Origin of the sequence: Citrobacter amalonaticus, assembly GCF_018252635.1 — a bacterium.
Taxonomy (GTDB): Bacteria; Pseudomonadota; Gammaproteobacteria; order Enterobacterales; family Enterobacteriaceae; genus Citrobacter_A; species Citrobacter_A amalonaticus_E.
Genome location: NZ_JAGTXM010000002.1, coordinates 728275 through 744749 on the forward strand (window position 1 = coordinate 728275; position 16475 = coordinate 744749).

Consider the following 16475-nt stretch of genomic DNA (forward strand, 5'->3'; position numbering starts at 1 on the left):
TGATAAGACGCGGTAGCGTCGCCATCAGGCATCTCATCAATGCCGGATGGCGGCATAAACGCCTTATCCGGCCTACGGGCAGGTGATACTCTTGTTTACTACACGTCCAGCAGCAGACGCGTCGGATCTTCCAGCAGTTCTTTGATCGCCACCAGGAAGCCCACGGATTCGCGACCATCAATCAGACGGTGATCGTAGGACAGCGCCAGGTACATCATCGGCAGGATTTCGACCTTACCATCTACCGCCATCGGACGATCTTTAATCGCGTGCATCCCGAGGATCGCGCTCTGCGGCGGGTTGATGATCGGCGTGGACATCAGGGAACCGAACACGCCACCGTTTGTGATGGTAAAGTTACCGCCCGTCAGATCTTCCACCGTCAGCTTACCGTCACGACCTTTGATAGCCAGCGTCTTGATGTTTTTCTCGATGTCAGCCATACCCAGCGTATCAACATCACGCAGAACCGGAGTCACCAGGCCGCGCGGCGTGGACACCGCCATGCTCACATCGAAGTAGTTGTGGTACACCACGTCGTCGCCATCGATAGAAGCGTTCACTTCCGGATAACGTTTCAGTGCTTCCACTACCGCCTTCACGTAGAAGGACATGAAGCCCAGACGGATACCGTGACGTTTTTCAAACGCTTCACCGTACTGCTTACGCAGATCCATGATCGGCTTCATGTTGACTTCGTTGAAGGTCGTCAGCATAGCGGTGGAGTTTTTCGCTTCCAGCAGACGCTCGGCCACGCGCTTGCGCAGACGGGTCATCGGAACACGTTTTTCACTGCGTGCGCCCAAAGCAGGCTGTGCCGCAGGGGCGGCTGCCGGGGCTTTGGCTTCAGCTTCGGCTTTCGCAGGCGCTTTCGCCAGATGTTTATCCACGTCTTCACGGGTGATGCGACCGCCCACACCGGTGCCTTTGATCGCACTGGCATCGAGGCTGTGCTCAGCCAGCAGGCGACGGATCGCCGGGCTCAGCGCATCGTTGTTTTGCTCTTCCAGAGAAGCCTGCTGACGCTGCGCCGGAGTAGACGCTTTTTCTTCGGATTTGGCGCTGGTTTCTTTACCGGCGCTGTTGCCTTCACGCAGGCGACCGAGGATCTGGCGCGAGGTCACGGTCGTGCCTTCATCTTCCAGAACCGCATCCAGAATGCCGTCCGCTGATGCCGGTACTTCCAGTACCACTTTGTCAGTTTCGATTTCTACCAGCACTTCGTCACGAACCACCGCATCACCCGGTTTTTTGTGCCAGGTGGCAACAGTCGCGTCCGCTACGGACTCAGGCAGGTCGGGAACAAGAATATCTACGCTACTCATTATTTATCCTTTAATTAATCGACGTTCAGCGCGTCATTAACCAGATCTTGTTGCTGTTTCTGGTGAACGGACATATACCCTACCGCCGGAGAGGCGGAGGCCGGGCGACCTGCATAACGCAGAGCGGACCCAAATGGAATTACTTCACGGAAATGATGCTGGCTGCAGTACCAGGCGCCCTGGTTGAGCGGCTCTTCCTGACACCAGACAAAATCATGTACGTGAGCGTACTGTTTCAACACGTCCTGCATCGCCTGATGCGGGAATGGATAGAGTTGTTCGATGCGCACAATGGCGACATCTTTCTGATCGTTTTTGCGACGTTGTTCCAGCAGATCGTAATAAACCTTACCAGAACACATCACCACGCGCTTCACGCCTTTCGGATCGATATCATCGATCTCACCGATGGCCGGCAGGAAGGTGCCGTTAGCCAGTTCGTCAAGGCTTGAAACCGCCAGCGGATGGCGCAGCAGCGATTTCGGCGACATCACCACCAGCGGACGACGCATCCCGCGCAGCGCCTGACGGCGCAGCATGTGATACACCTGCGCGGGGGTAGACGGTACGCACACCTGCATGTTTTGCTCAGCGCAAAGTTGTAGATAGCGTTCCAAACGCGCGGAGGAGTGCTCCGGCCCCTGCCCTTCGTAACCGTGCGGCAGCAGCATCACCAGGCCACACATCCGGCCCCATTTCTGCTCACCGGAGGAGATGAACTGGTCGATCACCACCTGCGCACCGTTGGCGAAGTCACCGAACTGCGCTTCCCAGATGGTTAGCGTGCGCGGTTCCGCCGTGGCATAGCCGTATTCGAATGCCAGTACCGCTTCTTCAGATAACACGGAGTCCCAAACGCGGAAGGAGCCCTGTCCGTTATGGACATGCTGCAACGGCGTCCAGGTAGAACCGTTGGTCTGGTTGTGGATCACCGCGTGGCGATGGAAGAAGGTGCCGCGACCCGAGTCTTCGCCGGACAGGCGAATCGGGATCCCTTCGTCAACCAGCGTGGCATAGGCCAGGGTTTCTGCGCCGCCCCAGTCGAACGGTTTTTCACCGTTCGCCATCAGCTGACGGTCGCCATAGATTTTGGCCACGCGGGACTGCATCTCAACCGCTTCTGGCACCGTACTGATGCGTTTCGCCAGTTCCTGCAGACGCTTCATTTCCACTTTGTTCGGGTAGGCTTCATCCCACTCATGGTTGAGGTATGGCGACCAGGTAAAGGAGTGCATGTTCATCGGGCGCCACTCTTTCACCACGCATTCGCCCGCGTCCAGCGCGTCACGATACAGGTTGACCATTTCAGTGGCGTCTTCCAGCGTCGCAACCTTATCCGCTTCCAGCTTGTCGGCATAGATTTTGCGCGGGGTTGGGTGCTTTTTGATTTTCTGATACATCAGCGGCTGGGTTGCACTCGGTTCGTCGGCTTCGTTGTGGCCGTGACGGCGGTAGCACACCAGGTCGATGAAGACATCGCGTTTGAAGGTGTTACGGAAGTCCAGCGCCAGGCGCGTAACAAACGCGACCGCTTCCGGATCGTCCGCATTTACGTGGAAGATCGGCGCCTGAACCATTTTACCGATGTCGGTGCAGTACGGGGTGGAACGCGCATCCAGCGGGTTGGAGGTGGTGAAGCCCACCTGGTTGTTGATCACGATGCGAACGGTGCCGCCCACTTCGTAACCTCGCGCTTTCGACATGTTCAGGGTTTCCTGAACCACACCCTGCCCGGTTACCGCAGCATCGCCGTGAATGGTAATCGGCAGGACTTTGTTGCTGCTTGGCTCGTCCAGACGATCCAGACGTGCGCGCACGGAACCGATCACCACCGGGCTGACGATTTCCAGGTGCGACGGGTTAAACGCCAGCGCGAGGTGAACCAGGCCGCCTTCGGTTTCAATATCCGACGAGAAGCCCATGTGGTACTTCACGTCGCCAGTGCCGAGATGTTCTTTATGTTTGCCCGCAAATTCGTCGAACAGGTCCTGTGGCTTTTTACCCAGCACGTTGACCAGTACGTTCAGACGACCACGGTGCGCCATTCCCAGTACCACTTCACGGGTACCGCTGTTGCCAGCATGGCGAATCATCTCTTTGAGCATCGGGATTAACGCATCGCCACCTTCCAGCGAGAAGCGTTTCGCGCCCGGGAATTTCGCCCCCAGATAACGTTCCAGTCCTTCTGCTGCGGTCAGTTCGCTCAGGAAGCGTTTTTTCTCTTCACCGCTGAACGCGGCGCGACCGGATTCAATCCGCTGTTGCAACCAGCGTTTCTCTTCGGTGCTGGTGATGTGCATGTATTCGGCGCCAATCGGGCCGCAGTAGGTTTGTTTGAGCGCAGAAATCAGCTCGCCCAGCTTCATCGTCTCTTTGCCGCCGGCAAAAGAACCTACGTTAAAGCTTTCCTGGAAATCGGCCTCTGTTAGATCGTGGAAGGAAGGATCCAGATCTGCCACAGTTTCTTGCTGCCACAGTCCCAGCGGATCGAGATTCGCATGCTGGTGACCACGGAAGCGATAAGCGTTGATGAGCTGCAGGACTTTTACCTGCTTCACATTGGTGTCAGGGTCGGAAATCGAAGAAGAGTAACGTGAGGCATCCTTCGCCAGACGACGGAAATAATCACGCGTTTTTGAATGGAATTGATCCGGTTTGACTCCGGTGCCAGGTAACTGCTGGAACGTCGAACGCCAGTTAGCGTCTACCGAGTCAGGATCGGTTAAGAAGTCTTCATAGAGCTGTTCTATCCAGCTCTGGTTTGCGCCAGAGAGGTAAGAAGAGTCCAACCAGGCTTTCAAAGCGCTGTTCTGCATCGTGATCCCTTAAGCATTTATATGCTTACTTCGCCGTGGATACTACCACGCATACGTCGTATGCGTGCCGGGGTTCACTTGTTACGGACTGTCGTGTGATCTGCGTCCGCTAAGGAACCTTTAAAAACTGTCAAACATAAGGGGCAGTTTTTAGAGGTTTCCTGCAATGATTTGCCTGATGGCGCTTCGCTGATCAGGCCTACGGGAAGGTACCCCGTAGGCCGGATAAGACGTTTACGTAGCCATCCGGCAACGGTTACTTACGCACTGCGTTGCAACAGCATCGACTTAATATGGCCGATGGCGCGCGTCGGGTTCAGCCCTTTAGGACATACACTGACGCAGTTCATGATGCTGTGACAGCGGAATACGCTGAATGCATCGCTTATCCCTTCCAGACGACTGTCAGTCTCGGTATCGCGGCTGTCGATCAGGAAGCGATAGGCCGCTAACAGACCCGCCGGACCGATAAACTTATCCGGATTCCACCAGAAAGATGGGCAAGACGTTGAGCAGCAGGCGCACAGAATGCATTCATACAGCCCATCGAGTTTTTCCCGCTGCTCTGGCATCTGTAAATGTTCACGAGCCGGAGGATTTTGCCCATTATTCAATAAGTAAGGTTTAATCTTCTCATATTGTGCATAGAATTGCCCCATGTCTACTACCAAATCGCGGATCACCGGCAAACCTGGCAGTGGACGGATGACAATTTTCTTGCCGGGCTGAACCAGCGCTGAGACCGGCGTGATACAGGCCAGACCGTTCTTCCCGTTCATGTTCAGACCATCTGAACCACACACGCCTTCACGGCAGGAGCGACGGAAAGAAAGACTGGGGTCTTTCTCTTTGAGCTGCATCAGCGCATCCAGCAGCATCATGTCACGCCCTTCTTCGCCTTCCAGGGTGTAATCCTGCATGCGCGGAGCGTCATCCACATCCGGGTTATAGCGATAAATTGAAAACTCGAGTTTCATTGTCCTGTCTCCGCATTAGTAAGTACGAATCTTCGGCGGGAATGCCGGGCGCAGTTTCGGTTCCATGTTGACTTCACGTCGGGTCATGGATTCCGTCTCTGGCAGATACAGGGAATGGCACAGCCAGTTTTCATCATCTCGCTCCGGGAAATCGAAGCGGCTATGCGCGCCACGGCTCTCGGTACGGAAGTTGGCGGACACTGCGGTTGCAAAGGCAGTTTCCATCAGGTTATCGAGCTCCAGACACTCTACGCGCTGGGTATTGAATTCGCTGGAGGTGTCGTCCAGACGGGCATTTTTCAAACGCTCGCGGATGGCTTTCAGCTCTTCGAGCCCTTTCGCCATCGCATCGCCTTCACGGAAGACCGAGAAGTTATGCTGCATACATTCTTGCAGCGCCTTACGAATCGCCACCGGATCTTCACCATCACGGTTGTTGTTCCAGCGGTTCAGACGCGCCAGGGACGCATCGATTTCGTCTTCTGTGGCATCGCGCAGTACACCCTGCTCGGCAATAGATTCCTGCAGATGCAGACCGGCCGCACGACCGAATACCACCAGATCCAGCAGTGAGTTACCGCCCAGACGGTTCGCGCCGTGTACCGATACGCAGGCAATTTCACCCACCGCGAACAGTCCTGGGATCACCACGTCTTCGCCCTGCGCGTTCACCGTCAGCGCCTGACCGGTCACTTTGGTCGGAATACCGCCCATCATGTAGTGACAGGTGGGGATTACCGGAATCGGCTCTTTTACCGGGTCAACGTGCGCAAAGGTACGGGACAGTTCCAGAATACCCGGCAGGCGCGACTCGAGAACCTCTTTACCCAGATGATCGAGTTTCAGTTTGGCATGCGGTCCCCATGGGCCATCGCAGCCGCGACCTTCACGAATTTCGATCATGATAGAACGCGCTACCACATCACGACCCGCGAGGTCTTTCGCATTCGGCGCATAACGCTCCATGAAGCGCTCGCCGTGTTTGTTCAGCAGATAACCGCCTTCACCACGGCAGCCTTCTGTCACCAGGACGCCCGCGCCGGCAATACCGGTTGGGTGGAACTGCCACATCTCCATATCCTGAACCGGGACACCTGCACGGATTGCCATCCCCACGCCGTCACCGGTGTTGATATGGGCGTTGGTGGTGGACTGATAGATACGGCCTGCGCCGCCGGTTGCCAGCACGGTCGCGCGGGCTTTGAAGTAGACCACTTCACCGGTTTCGATACACAGTGCGGTACAACCGACTACTGCGCCATCCGCATTTTTCACCAGATCCAGCGCATACCACTCGGAGAAAATGGTGGTATGGTTTTTCAGGTTTTGTTGATACAGCGTATGCAGCAACGCGTGACCGGTACGGTCAGCCGCCGCTGCTGTGCGTGCCGCCTGCTCGCCGCCGAAGTTTTTCGACTGACCGCCAAACGGACGCTGATAGATGCGGCCATCGTCAAGACGGGAGAAAGGCAGGCCCATATGTTCCAGTTCCAGAATCGCTTCCGGACCGGTTTTACACATATATTCGATAGCGTCCTGATCGCCGATGTAGTCCGACCCTTTAACGGTATCGTACATGTGCCATTCCCAGTTATCTTCATGGGTATTACCGAGCGCGACGGTGATGCCGCCCTGCGCAGAAACGGTATGGGATCGGGTTGGGAACACTTTGGACAGCAGCGCACAGGTCTGGCCGCTTTGGGAAATTTGCAGCGCCGCGCGCATACCTGCGCCGCCTGCACCAATGACTACAGCATCAAATTCTCTGACTGGCAGTTTCATTACACACCCCACACCACAACAAATCCATAAATCACGTAAACCACCAGAGCAACGACGATAGCCAGTTGCAGCGGCAAACGAATCGCCAGGGGTTTAACGTAGTCGGTCAACACCTGCCACATGCCGATCCAGGCATGAATCAAGATGGAAAAAAGAGCCAGCAGGGTGAAGACTTTGGTGAATGCCGATGAGAAGAAACCGGTCCAGACTTCCCAGGTGAGTGAACCGCTTGTGGCGAAGAAACCCACCATATAGATGATGTAGAGCGTCAGAACGATAGCGGTAGCACGGACCAGGATGAAGTCATGTACGCCATTGCGTCCTAATGCGGAGGCGTTGCTTACCATACGAGGACTCCTGCGAGAAGTGAAAGCACGACGGTGATAACAAATGAGATTTTGGCAGAGCGTTTACCCGCTTCGAATGTTTCTTCCAGATAACCAAAATCCATCATCATGTGACGAACACCGACCACGACGTGATACGCCAGCGCAGTAAGGATGCCCCACATAATAAATTTAACAAAAAAGCTACCCATGATGGCGGATGCCTGTTGGAATCCTTCAGGGGAAGAGAGGCTGGTGCCCAGTAACCACAACAGGATCCCGACCGCCACAAAGGTGATCACTCCGGAAACGCGATGGAGAATGGACGCTATCGCCGTGATTGGGAACCGGATCGTTTGCAGATCCAGATTGACAGGTCTTTGTTTTTTCACATTTCTTATCATGAATAACGCCCACATGCTGTTCTTATTATTCCCTTTGGACTTCGGGTACAGAGAGTGAATCTTCTGTAGCCTGAAAGACGACGGGATTTCCTTCCTCCGGTCTGCGTGCGGGTCAGACAGCGTCCTTTCTATAACTGCGCGTCATGTAAAACACTCCTTTCAGATGCTAAAACGACACGTTACAACGCTGGGTGGCTCGGGATTGCAGGGGTTTCCGGAGACCTGGCGGCAGTATAGGACGTTCACAAAATCATTACAATTAACCTACATATAGTTTGTCGGGTTTTATCCCGAACAGTGACACAGGTCACGATAACAACATTTATTTAATTTTTAATCATCTGATTTGACAATCATTAAACAAAGTTGTTACAAACAATACCAGAAAAGGCATATAATGCGTAAAAGTTATGGGGTCACTCTTTAACCTGCAAATAAGTTATGCAACAGTAGGAAGATATTGACCGATCCCTTCAGTACAGTTAATAGTGATAGACAGGTTGAATAATTCGGATTGCTAAGTTGTTGATTTGTTGCTAATTCACCATGAGTTAACTGATTTACCTGCAAGCGCCCATTGCTCTGTACCCTGGTTTTCTCCTCTATCCAGAGCGGCGAGCCGAATAACAAACTGGTAACGGTTGATTGATGTATCGATGGCAAATCTCACCTGAGTAGTCTTAAGCAATAAGGCGCTAAGGAGACCGTAAATGGCTGACACAAAAGCAAAAATCACCCTAAATGGTGATACGGCTATTGAACTGGATGTGCTGAAGGGCACGCTAGGTCAAGATGTTATTGATATTCGTAGCCTGGGTTCAAAGGGGATGTTCACTTTTGACCCTGGATTCACCTCTACTGCATCCTGCGAATCCAAAATCACGTTCATCGACGGCGATGAAGGCATTTTGTTGCATCGCGGCTTCCCGATCGATCAGTTGGCCACCGAGTCTAACTATCTGGAAGTGTGCTACATCCTGCTGAACGGCGAAAAACCGACGCAGGCAGAATATGACGCGTTCAGAACCACCGTAACTCGCCATACGATGATCCATGAGCAAATCACCCGCCTGTTCCATGCTTTCCGTCGCGATTCACATCCGATGGCGGTCATGTGCGGGATCACCGGTGCGCTCGCCGCGTTCTACCACGACTCTCTGGATGTTAACAATCCGCGCCACCGCGAAATTGCGGCATTCCGTCTGCTGTCCAAAATGCCGACGATGGCGGCGATGTGTTACAAATATTCTATCGGCCAGCCGTTTGTTTACCCGCGTAATGACCTTTCCTACGCCGGTAACTTCCTGAACATGATGTTCTCCACGCCGTGCGAAACCTATGAAGTGAACCCGGTACTGGAACGTGCGATGGACCGTATCCTGATCCTCCACGCCGACCACGAACAGAACGCGTCCACCTCGACCGTGCGTACTGCCGGTTCGTCTGGCGCGAACCCGTTTGCCTGTATCGCGGCGGGTATTGCTTCCCTGTGGGGACCGGCACACGGCGGCGCGAACGAAGCGGCGCTGAAAATGCTGGAAGAAATCAGCTCGGTTAAACACATTCCGGAATTTGTTCGTCGTGCGAAAGACAAGAATGACTCTTTCCGCCTGATGGGCTTCGGTCATCGTGTTTACAAAAACTACGATCCGCGTGCGACCGTGATGCGCGAGACCTGCCACGAAGTACTGAAAGAGCTGGGTACCAAAGATGACCTGCTGGAAGTGGCGATGGAGCTGGAACACATCGCGCTGAACGACCCGTACTTCATCGAGAAGAAACTCTACCCGAACGTCGACTTCTACTCCGGTATCATTCTGAAAGCGATGGGGATCCCGTCCTCCATGTTCACGGTTATCTTCGCCATGGCGCGTACCGTTGGCTGGATTGCGCACTGGAGCGAAATGCACACCGATGGCATGAAAATCGCACGTCCGCGTCAGCTGTACACCGGCTACGAAAAACGCGATTTTAAATCTGACCTTAAGCATTAATCGTCAGACTGCCGGATGGTGATGCTACTGCGTCTTATCCGGCCTACGGTAGTCACTTCGTAGGCCGGATAAGTGTTAGCGCCATCCGGCAACTTCCCTGTCTTTTCTTGACCCTCGATATATTAATCTTCTCTGCCCTTCTCTATGATTTACGGATAGTTTGTTCATTTTCTTCCGGGAGCACAGGATGCCAGTTCTGCAGTGGGGCTTGTTGTTTTTGCTGTCACTTCTTTTGTCCCTGCTCTTCCTCTGCATTCATCTTCCGGCGGCGTTACTGCTCGGCCCAATGATTACCGGTATTCTGTTCAGTCTTCGTGGTATTACTCTACGACTCCCTCGCTGCACGTTCCTCGGTGCGCAGGCCATTCTCGGCTGCATGATCGCACAAAATCTTTCGGTCTCCTTGTTAACCACCCTGGCGGCAAACTGGGCGGTGGTACTGGCGATTCTGCTGGTGACGCTGCTCTCCAGCACAATCGTTGGCTGGCTGCTGGTTCGCTACAGTTCGCTACCGGGCAACACCGGGGCGTGGGGCTCGTCACCCGGCGGCGCGGCGGCGATGGTTGCAATGGCCCAGGACTACGGCGCCGATATCCGTCTGGTCGCCTTTATGCAGTATCTGCGGGTACTGTTTGTCGCGGGCGCGGCGGTGCTGGTGACCCGATTCATCATGGGCGACAGCGCAGAGGCCGTCAGCCAACAGATTGAGTGGTTCCCGCCGCTGAGCGGCAATTTGTTCACGACGCTGCTGTTAGCGGCGGTAGCCAGCGTTATTGGACGGATGCTACGCATTCCCTCCGGTACGATGCTGGTACCGATGCTGGTCGGCGCAGTGCTGCACGCCAGCGGCGTGATGGTAATTGAACTGCCGGAATGGCTGCTGGCGATAGCCTATATGATTATTGGCTGGCAGATTGGTCTCGGGTTCGACAAGCAGGTATTTTTTATGGCGCTACGACCGTTACCACAAATCCTGCTCTCTATCTTCGCCTTACTGGCGATTTGTGCGGCGATGGCCTGGGGCCTCGCCCACTATATGCAGATTGATTTTTTAACCGCCTATCTCGCCACCAGCCCCGGCGGGCTGGACACGGTTGCGGTGATTGCCGCCGGCAGTCACGCCGATATGTCGCTAATCATGGCGATGCAAACCCTGCGCCTGTTCAGTATTCTCCTCACTGGCCCCGCCATCGCCCGTTTTATTTCAGCAAAGGCGCCACGACGGGCGCATTAATGCTGGCAATGCGGACACCAATAGAACGGGCGCGAAGAGAGCGTAGTTTTCGCGATGATCCCGCCACAGCGTTCGCAGGATTTACCGTCGCGGTGAAACACCTTAAAACGAAACAGCGCGCCATGATGTTTGTCGCCATCCGCCTGGCCGCGGGTGGTATACGACAGGCGTGGAATATCCAGCAACGCATGCGCTAACGCCGTCAACTGCGTATCGCTGAGATCGCGAGCTTTATGCTGACCGGTTAGCCCCACCTGCCAGAGGATCTCCACGCGCAGATAGTTCCCCAGTCCGGCGAGAAAGGCCTGGTCCAGCAACAGACCGGATAACTGGCGATTGCGAAAACGCGGCGAGAGTAACCGTGCTTTCACCGCGTCAGGCGTCATACGCAGGTCCAGCACGTCCGGCCCGACCCGTTGCAGGAAGGGATGCGTAGTGAGCTGTTCCGGCGTCAACATTTCAATGTCAGACGCGCTGTAGAGCAAAATGGTTTTATCCGCGGTTTGCAGTTTAACGCGCAGAATACGAGTGGTTTGCGGCATGTCACCCGTGTCCACCACGCGCCAGACGCCATACAGCTGGTTATGGCTGTAGAGCGTCAGACCAGCGGAAAAATGGGTCAGCAGCGCTTTGCCACGCGTTTCCATCGCCGTGACGGTCTGTCCCACCAACGGAGATTGATACGGTTTTAACTGCGCAAAGGCAAACCAGACATCCGTCAGAGGTTTACCTTTGATTGCCGCCTCCAGGTTATCCGCCGCACGGCGGATCTCCGGGCCTTCAGGCATGGGTCTGTCCTTATCTGAGAAAATTAGTGCGTGGCGCCACCTGTCACGGCGATGTCATCATCGACCTGTAATGCGGTAGCGATCGCCACTTCCAGCGCCAGACGCACCGTTTCCGCCGCCATACTGGGTGCACCCGGATGCGCCGCCGCCTGCTGCGGCAGATAAGGGATATGGATAAATCCCCCCTTCACCTCCGCGATACCGCTCAGTTTATGCAGCAATCCGTACATCACATGGTTGCAAACAAATGTTCCCGCGGTCTGTGAGACCGACGCTGGTACGCCCGCTTCACGCATCGCCGCCACCATCGCCTTGATGGGCAGCGTGCTAAACCAGGCCGCGGGCCCACCGGCAACAATCGGCTCATCCACCGGCTGCTGGCCTTTATTATCCGCAATACGGGCGTCGTCGACGTTGATCGCCACGCGCTCAACGGTAATATCCGTTCGCCCACCCGCCTGGCCGATGGCCAGCACCAGCGACGGAGAGAGCGTATCAATAGCGGAATTCAGCACACTGAGCGACTCGCCAAACACACACGGTAACTGGCGCGCCACCACGCGACATCCGGCGATGATAGCATTGTCGAGTTGCGAGACCACTTCCCAGGAAGGGTTAATCTGCTCGCCGCCAAAGGGTTCAAACCCGGTGATTAATACCGTTTTCATCCGTCCTCCTTACAGGAACATCAGGAAATACATCAGGAACACGTTGACGAACAGGAGCAGTATGCCGGTCGGCACCTGCGCTTTAATGACCGCGTTTTTATCTGGCAGTTCCAGCAGCGCGGCGGGCACGATGTTAAAGTTTGCCGCCATCGGCGTCATCAACGTACCACAATAGCCGGAGAACATCCCGATAGCCGCCATCACCGCCGGGTTTCCGCCGTGCTGGAGCACCAGAATTGGAATGCCGATTCCCGCGGTGACAATCGGGAAGGCGGCAAACGCATTGCCCATCACCATCGTCAGCAGGGCCATCCCAATGGTATATACCGCCACCGCAATAAAGCGACTGTCGACGGCCAGATACGCTTGAGTAAGATACGAAATTCCGCTGCCGACGCCTGCCGCCGTAAACAGCAGCCCTAACGTTGCGAGGATCTGCGGCAGAATAAATGCCCAGCCGATGGAATCCAACAGGCGGCGCGCCTCCTGAATCGGCTGATGCACCTTCTCATGGGTCATTTTGACAGCCATGCCCAGACCAATCAATGAACCAACAGTCATCGAGAATAGCGTCACCAGTGTGGCATGATTACCCGGCCCAAACAGGGCGTCCTGCAATCCCGGTATATGGTTAAACATCAGCACGCCAATCACGGTGACCACCGGAATGGCCAGCGCCGGATAAAACAGGCGATTCCCCAGTCGCGTGGCGCTCTCTTCACGCTGTTCGCGGGTGCGCTGATGATAACTCCCCAGCTTTACGCCGCCAAAACCGGCGATCAGCGCCATGAGCACCACCGCGACGCCTACGGCAATGTTAACCGTGCGTTTGTCGCCCACCAGTTGATACGTCCAGTCGCCGAGCAGGAACAACAGCCCGTAGACGCCCCAGAATAACCCGGTCGTTAACCGACGCGGATTCGCTTTATCCTGCCAGGACATAATGGCGACAATCAGCAGAACGATCCCCGCCAGCCAGTAGAGGTAGCTTTGCTGAAAATTCATTGCGCCTCTCCTTTGCAGGTATCAACAGAACCGGCTTTCGCCATTTCGCGTTGCAGATAGTTATCCAGCCGCCACAAACGCGCGCCATGAATAAGGAAGGCGCACAGGGCCGTTGGGATCCCCCACAGGGCAATATGCAGCGGCTCGGTCTGAATGCCGCCGGATTCCAGCATGAAGTTGTGCATGAAGATAATCGCCCCGAACGCGACGAAAATATCCTCACCAAAAAAGAGCCCCACGTTATCCGTCGCCGCCGACATCGCCCGCAGGCGATACCGCACCGCGCCGGGCAATGCCCCGTATGTTTTCTCCGCGGCACCTTCCGCCATCGGCGCCAACAGCGGACGCACCATTTGCGGATGGCCGCCCAGGCTGGTCAGCCCCAGCGCAGCGGTGGCTTCACGAATAAACAAATAGACAATCAGCAGACGACCCGAGGTGGCGCTCTGAATTTTAGCAATCCACGCCTGCGCACGCTCCTTCAGACCGTGACGCTCAAGCAAACCAATAACCGCCAGCGGGATCAGCAGGATAAACGGCAGGTTGCGGGTGTTGAGAAAACCTTCGCCCAGTTTTTCGAGGATCGTGGCGATCGGCATCTGTGCCGCCAGTCCGGTGACGATCCCGGCGACAATGACCACCAGCACCGGGTTAAAACGTAAAAGAAATCCAACCACAATGACGGCGATGCCCATCAGTGGCCAGAGCGTTATTGCATCTCCCATAATCCATTCCTGTATGTTGTGTTTTGTTGTGGTGTTTTTTATATGCGCCGTCTCTCTCTGGAGACAACGTCAATGGTATTTACGCGACTATCGCGATCCTGCGTTCATCAAATGCCGCACGTAGACGGCGAGCGAAGGCCAGTGCGTGCTCGCCATCCCCGTGTATACAGACCGTCTGAGCAACCACGTTCGCCCACTCGCCGGTGAGGCTTTTTACGCGTCCGGTTTCCACCATTCCCAGCGTTTGCGCCAGCGACTGTTCTTCGTCTTCAATTAGCGCGCCCGGTTGGCTACGCGGCACCAGACTGCCGTCCGCCTGATAGCCGCGATCGGCGAACACCTCCTGGCGCGTGACGAGACCGAAACGCTCGCCTGCACGGATCAGCTCGCTTCCCGCCAGGCCGACCAGAATCAGCGCCGGATCGCAGGCGTGCACCGCTTTTGCTATGGCATCCGCCAGTTGTGGATCTTTTGCCGCCTGGTTGTAGAGCATGCCGTGAGGTTTCACATGGCGCATGACGCCGCCTTCCGCCCGGGCCATTGCCGACAGCGCTCCGATTTGATACAGCGTTTGCGCGTAAACCGTTTCCGCGGGCAGCGTCATTGCCGTGCGGCCAAAGTTTTCCCGGTCCGGAAAGCTCGGGTGCGCGCCAATAGCCACGCCATTTTTCAGCGCCTCGCGCACGCTCGCCAGCATGGTTTGCGCATCGCCGGCATGAAAGCCGCAGGCAATGTTGGCCGATGAGACCAGCGTCAGCAGTTCTGCATCGCTGGCACAGCCTTCACCGAGGTCCGCATTTAAATCAATGTTCATCGTTGAGTCGCCATGTGAGTTGTTCAAGATAGCGCTGTTGGTCCTGCCGCGCTTTCAGCGCCTCCTCCAGCGAACACAGAACAAAGTGAATGGGTTGACCGAGCGGGATCTGCGCCAGGTGATACATGTCGGCCTCGATAATACAGGCAATGCGCGGATAGCCGCCGGTCGTCTGGGCATCGTTCATCAGCACAATCGGCTGCCCATTGTGCGGTACCTGAATCACGCCGGGCAGCAGACCGTGTGATACCAGTTCCCGATCCGTCGTTCGCGTCAGCGGTTGTCCCTGCAAGCGGTAGCCCATCCGGTTACTCTGCGCACTGAGATGCCACGGCGATCGCCAGAACGACTCCTGCGAAACGGCGTCAAATTCGTGGTACTCCGGCCCCGGCAGCGCCCGAATGCGATTTCCCCACAGCAGCTGTTTTACCCCTCGCGCTTCCCTGAACAAGCGCCGGGGTTTGCCGATGGCCAGCCGGTCGCCATCTTTGAGCAGACGTCCTTCCAGCCCGCCAATGCCCACTTTGAGATCGGTACTGCATGACCCCATCACGTCCGGCACGTCGATGCCGCCCGCGACAGCAAGATAGCTACGCATACCGTGATGCGGACGCTTCAGCGCCAGTCGCTGGCCCGCTTTCACCGGCAGACGCCAGCCCGTCCAGACGGGGTGATTATCCAGTTTCGCTTCACAACCCGCACCGGTCAGGGCAAACCAGCCGTCAGTTTCAAACTCCACAACCAATTGTCCGAGGGTAATTTCCAGCACTGGCGCACTGGACGCATTGCCCACCAACAGGTTGGCGATTTGCATCGCGGGCTTATCCAGCGCGCCACAGTGGCTGACGCCTGACTGACGAAAACCGTGGCGGCCGCCGTCCTGAACCGAAGTGTACAATCCAGCGCGAATAATATTCAGCATACCCCCTCCTTCTGCGGGATAAAGCGCACGCTATCGCCTGGCCGCAGGAGAACCGGTTCCGCTTTTTTCGGGTCGAACAGGGACAGTGAAGTATGACCAATCAATTGCCAGCCGCCTGGCGTTGGTAGCGGATAAATACCGGTTTGCGGCCCACCAATACCCACCGATCCCGCCGGAACGATCAGCCGTGGCTCTGCGCGTCTTGGCGTGTGCAACTGCTCTGGCAAGCTACCGAGATACGGGAATCCCGGCTGAAAACCTAAAAACCAGACCACGTACTCGACCGACGCGTGCAGTTCCACTACCTGCTTTTCACTCAGACCGCTGTGACGGGCGACTTCCGCCAGATCGGGGCCACCTGCGCCGCCGTAGGTCACCGGAATTTCGATGTAGCGCGAGTCAGGCTCCAGCGCCTCACTCTCCTCCCACCAGCGTTGCAGGCGTTCGATCGCATCCAGCGCCAGCGATTGCGGGTCGCGCAGGATCACGGTGATATTGTTCATTCCGGGAATAGCCTCGACCACGTTTGGCGTCTCAACCAAACGCTGGGCCAGTCGCCAGATACGTTTCTGACTCGCCAGTGTCACCGGCGGCTCAAGCTCCAGCACCACCGCCGTTTCACCTAACAGATAACAACGCGCTCGTTGCACTTGCGTTCCTCTTGTTCTTACCACCCGCTTTATCAGGCGTTATTG

The 16475-nt window shown here is 55.9% G+C and carries 15 protein-coding genes; 2 read left to right on the forward strand and 13 right to left on the reverse strand.

The window, feature by feature from the left end; translation table 11 throughout:
- Positions 1-98: 98 nt before the first annotated feature.
- The 6 genes from odhB to sdhC all read right to left on the reverse strand — a co-directional run bounded on the left by odhB (position 99) and on the right by sdhC (position 7645).
- Positions 99-1325 (reverse strand): 2-oxoglutarate dehydrogenase complex dihydrolipoyllysine-residue succinyltransferase, encoded by a 1227-nt coding sequence (odhB, locus tag KE671_RS07950; RefSeq protein ID WP_206162470.1) that lies wholly within the window; start codon positions 1323-1325, stop codon positions 99-101.
- Between the two features lie 14 nt (positions 1326-1339).
- Positions 1340-4141: a 2-oxoglutarate dehydrogenase E1 component gene (gene sucA, locus KE671_RS07955; protein ID WP_206162471.1), complete on the reverse strand. Its 2802-nt coding sequence runs from the start codon at positions 4139-4141 to the stop codon at positions 1340-1342.
- A 260-nt stretch (positions 4142-4401) separates the two neighbouring features.
- Positions 4402-5118 carry a succinate dehydrogenase iron-sulfur subunit SdhB gene (sdhB, locus tag KE671_RS07960; protein WP_043001368.1) on the reverse strand — a complete coding sequence of 239 codons (717 nt, stop codon included), beginning with the start codon at positions 5116-5118 and terminating at the stop codon, positions 4402-4404.
- Between the two features lie 15 nt (positions 5119-5133).
- Entirely contained in the window at positions 5134-6900 is a 1767-nt protein-coding gene (gene sdhA, locus KE671_RS07965) for a succinate dehydrogenase flavoprotein subunit (protein WP_206162472.1), read from the reverse strand.
- The gene (sdhD, locus tag KE671_RS07970) at positions 6900-7247 is read right to left on the reverse strand and encodes a succinate dehydrogenase membrane anchor subunit (protein WP_046477550.1); all 348 of its coding nucleotides are present in this window, start codon (positions 7245-7247) and stop codon (positions 6900-6902) included. The genes sdhA and sdhD overlap by 1 nt, the downstream gene beginning before the upstream one ends.
- Positions 7241-7645, reverse strand: a complete 405-nt coding sequence (gene sdhC, locus KE671_RS07975) for a succinate dehydrogenase cytochrome b556 subunit (protein ID WP_043001371.1) — start codon at positions 7643-7645, stop codon at positions 7241-7243. Before sdhC ends, sdhD begins: the two co-directional genes overlap by 7 nt.
- Before the next feature lie 695 nt (positions 7646-8340).
- Between sdhC and KE671_RS07980 the strand changes: the two genes are divergently transcribed.
- Both KE671_RS07980 and KE671_RS07985 read left to right on the forward strand, forming a co-directional pair.
- Positions 8341-9624, forward strand: coding sequence for a citrate synthase (locus tag KE671_RS07980; protein ID WP_043001372.1), 1284 nt, complete (start codon positions 8341-8343; stop codon positions 9622-9624).
- A 187-nt stretch (positions 9625-9811) separates the two neighbouring features.
- A complete protein-coding gene (locus KE671_RS07985) occupies positions 9812-10858 on the forward strand; it encodes an AbrB family transcriptional regulator (RefSeq protein ID WP_206162473.1) in 1047 nt (348 codons plus the stop codon).
- Here the strand turns inward: KE671_RS07985 and nei are convergent.
- From nei to pxpB, 7 genes are all read right to left on the reverse strand, one after another.
- On the reverse strand, positions 10855-11646 hold the full coding sequence (gene nei, locus KE671_RS07990; protein WP_206162474.1) for an endonuclease VIII: 792 nt from the start codon (positions 11644-11646) through the stop codon (positions 10855-10857). The genes KE671_RS07985 and nei overlap by 4 nt on opposite strands.
- A 23-nt stretch (positions 11647-11669) precedes the next feature.
- Complete coding sequence (pcp, locus tag KE671_RS07995; protein WP_206162475.1) at positions 11670-12314, reverse strand: pyroglutamyl-peptidase I; 645 nt, start codon at positions 12312-12314, stop codon at positions 11670-11672.
- 9 nt (positions 12315-12323) lie between these two features.
- A complete protein-coding gene (locus KE671_RS08000; protein WP_206162476.1) occupies positions 12324-13319 on the reverse strand; it encodes a DUF979 domain-containing protein in 996 nt (331 codons plus the stop codon).
- Positions 13316-14044 (reverse strand): DUF969 domain-containing protein, encoded by a 729-nt coding sequence (locus KE671_RS08005; RefSeq protein WP_206162477.1) that lies wholly within the window; start codon positions 14042-14044, stop codon positions 13316-13318. The genes KE671_RS08000 and KE671_RS08005 overlap by 4 nt, the downstream gene beginning before the upstream one ends.
- A 79-nt stretch (positions 14045-14123) precedes the next feature.
- Complete coding sequence (gene pxpA / locus KE671_RS08010; protein WP_206162478.1) at positions 14124-14858, reverse strand: 5-oxoprolinase subunit PxpA; 735 nt, start codon at positions 14856-14858, stop codon at positions 14124-14126.
- Positions 14848-15780 (reverse strand): 5-oxoprolinase subunit PxpC, encoded by a 933-nt coding sequence (pxpC, locus tag KE671_RS08015; protein ID WP_206162479.1) that lies wholly within the window; start codon positions 15778-15780, stop codon positions 14848-14850. Before pxpC ends, pxpA begins: the two co-directional genes overlap by 11 nt.
- Positions 15774-16430 (reverse strand): 5-oxoprolinase subunit PxpB, encoded by a 657-nt coding sequence (gene pxpB, locus KE671_RS08020; RefSeq protein WP_206162480.1) that lies wholly within the window; start codon positions 16428-16430, stop codon positions 15774-15776. The genes pxpC and pxpB overlap by 7 nt, the downstream gene beginning before the upstream one ends.
- Positions 16431-16475 lie beyond the last annotated feature (45 nt).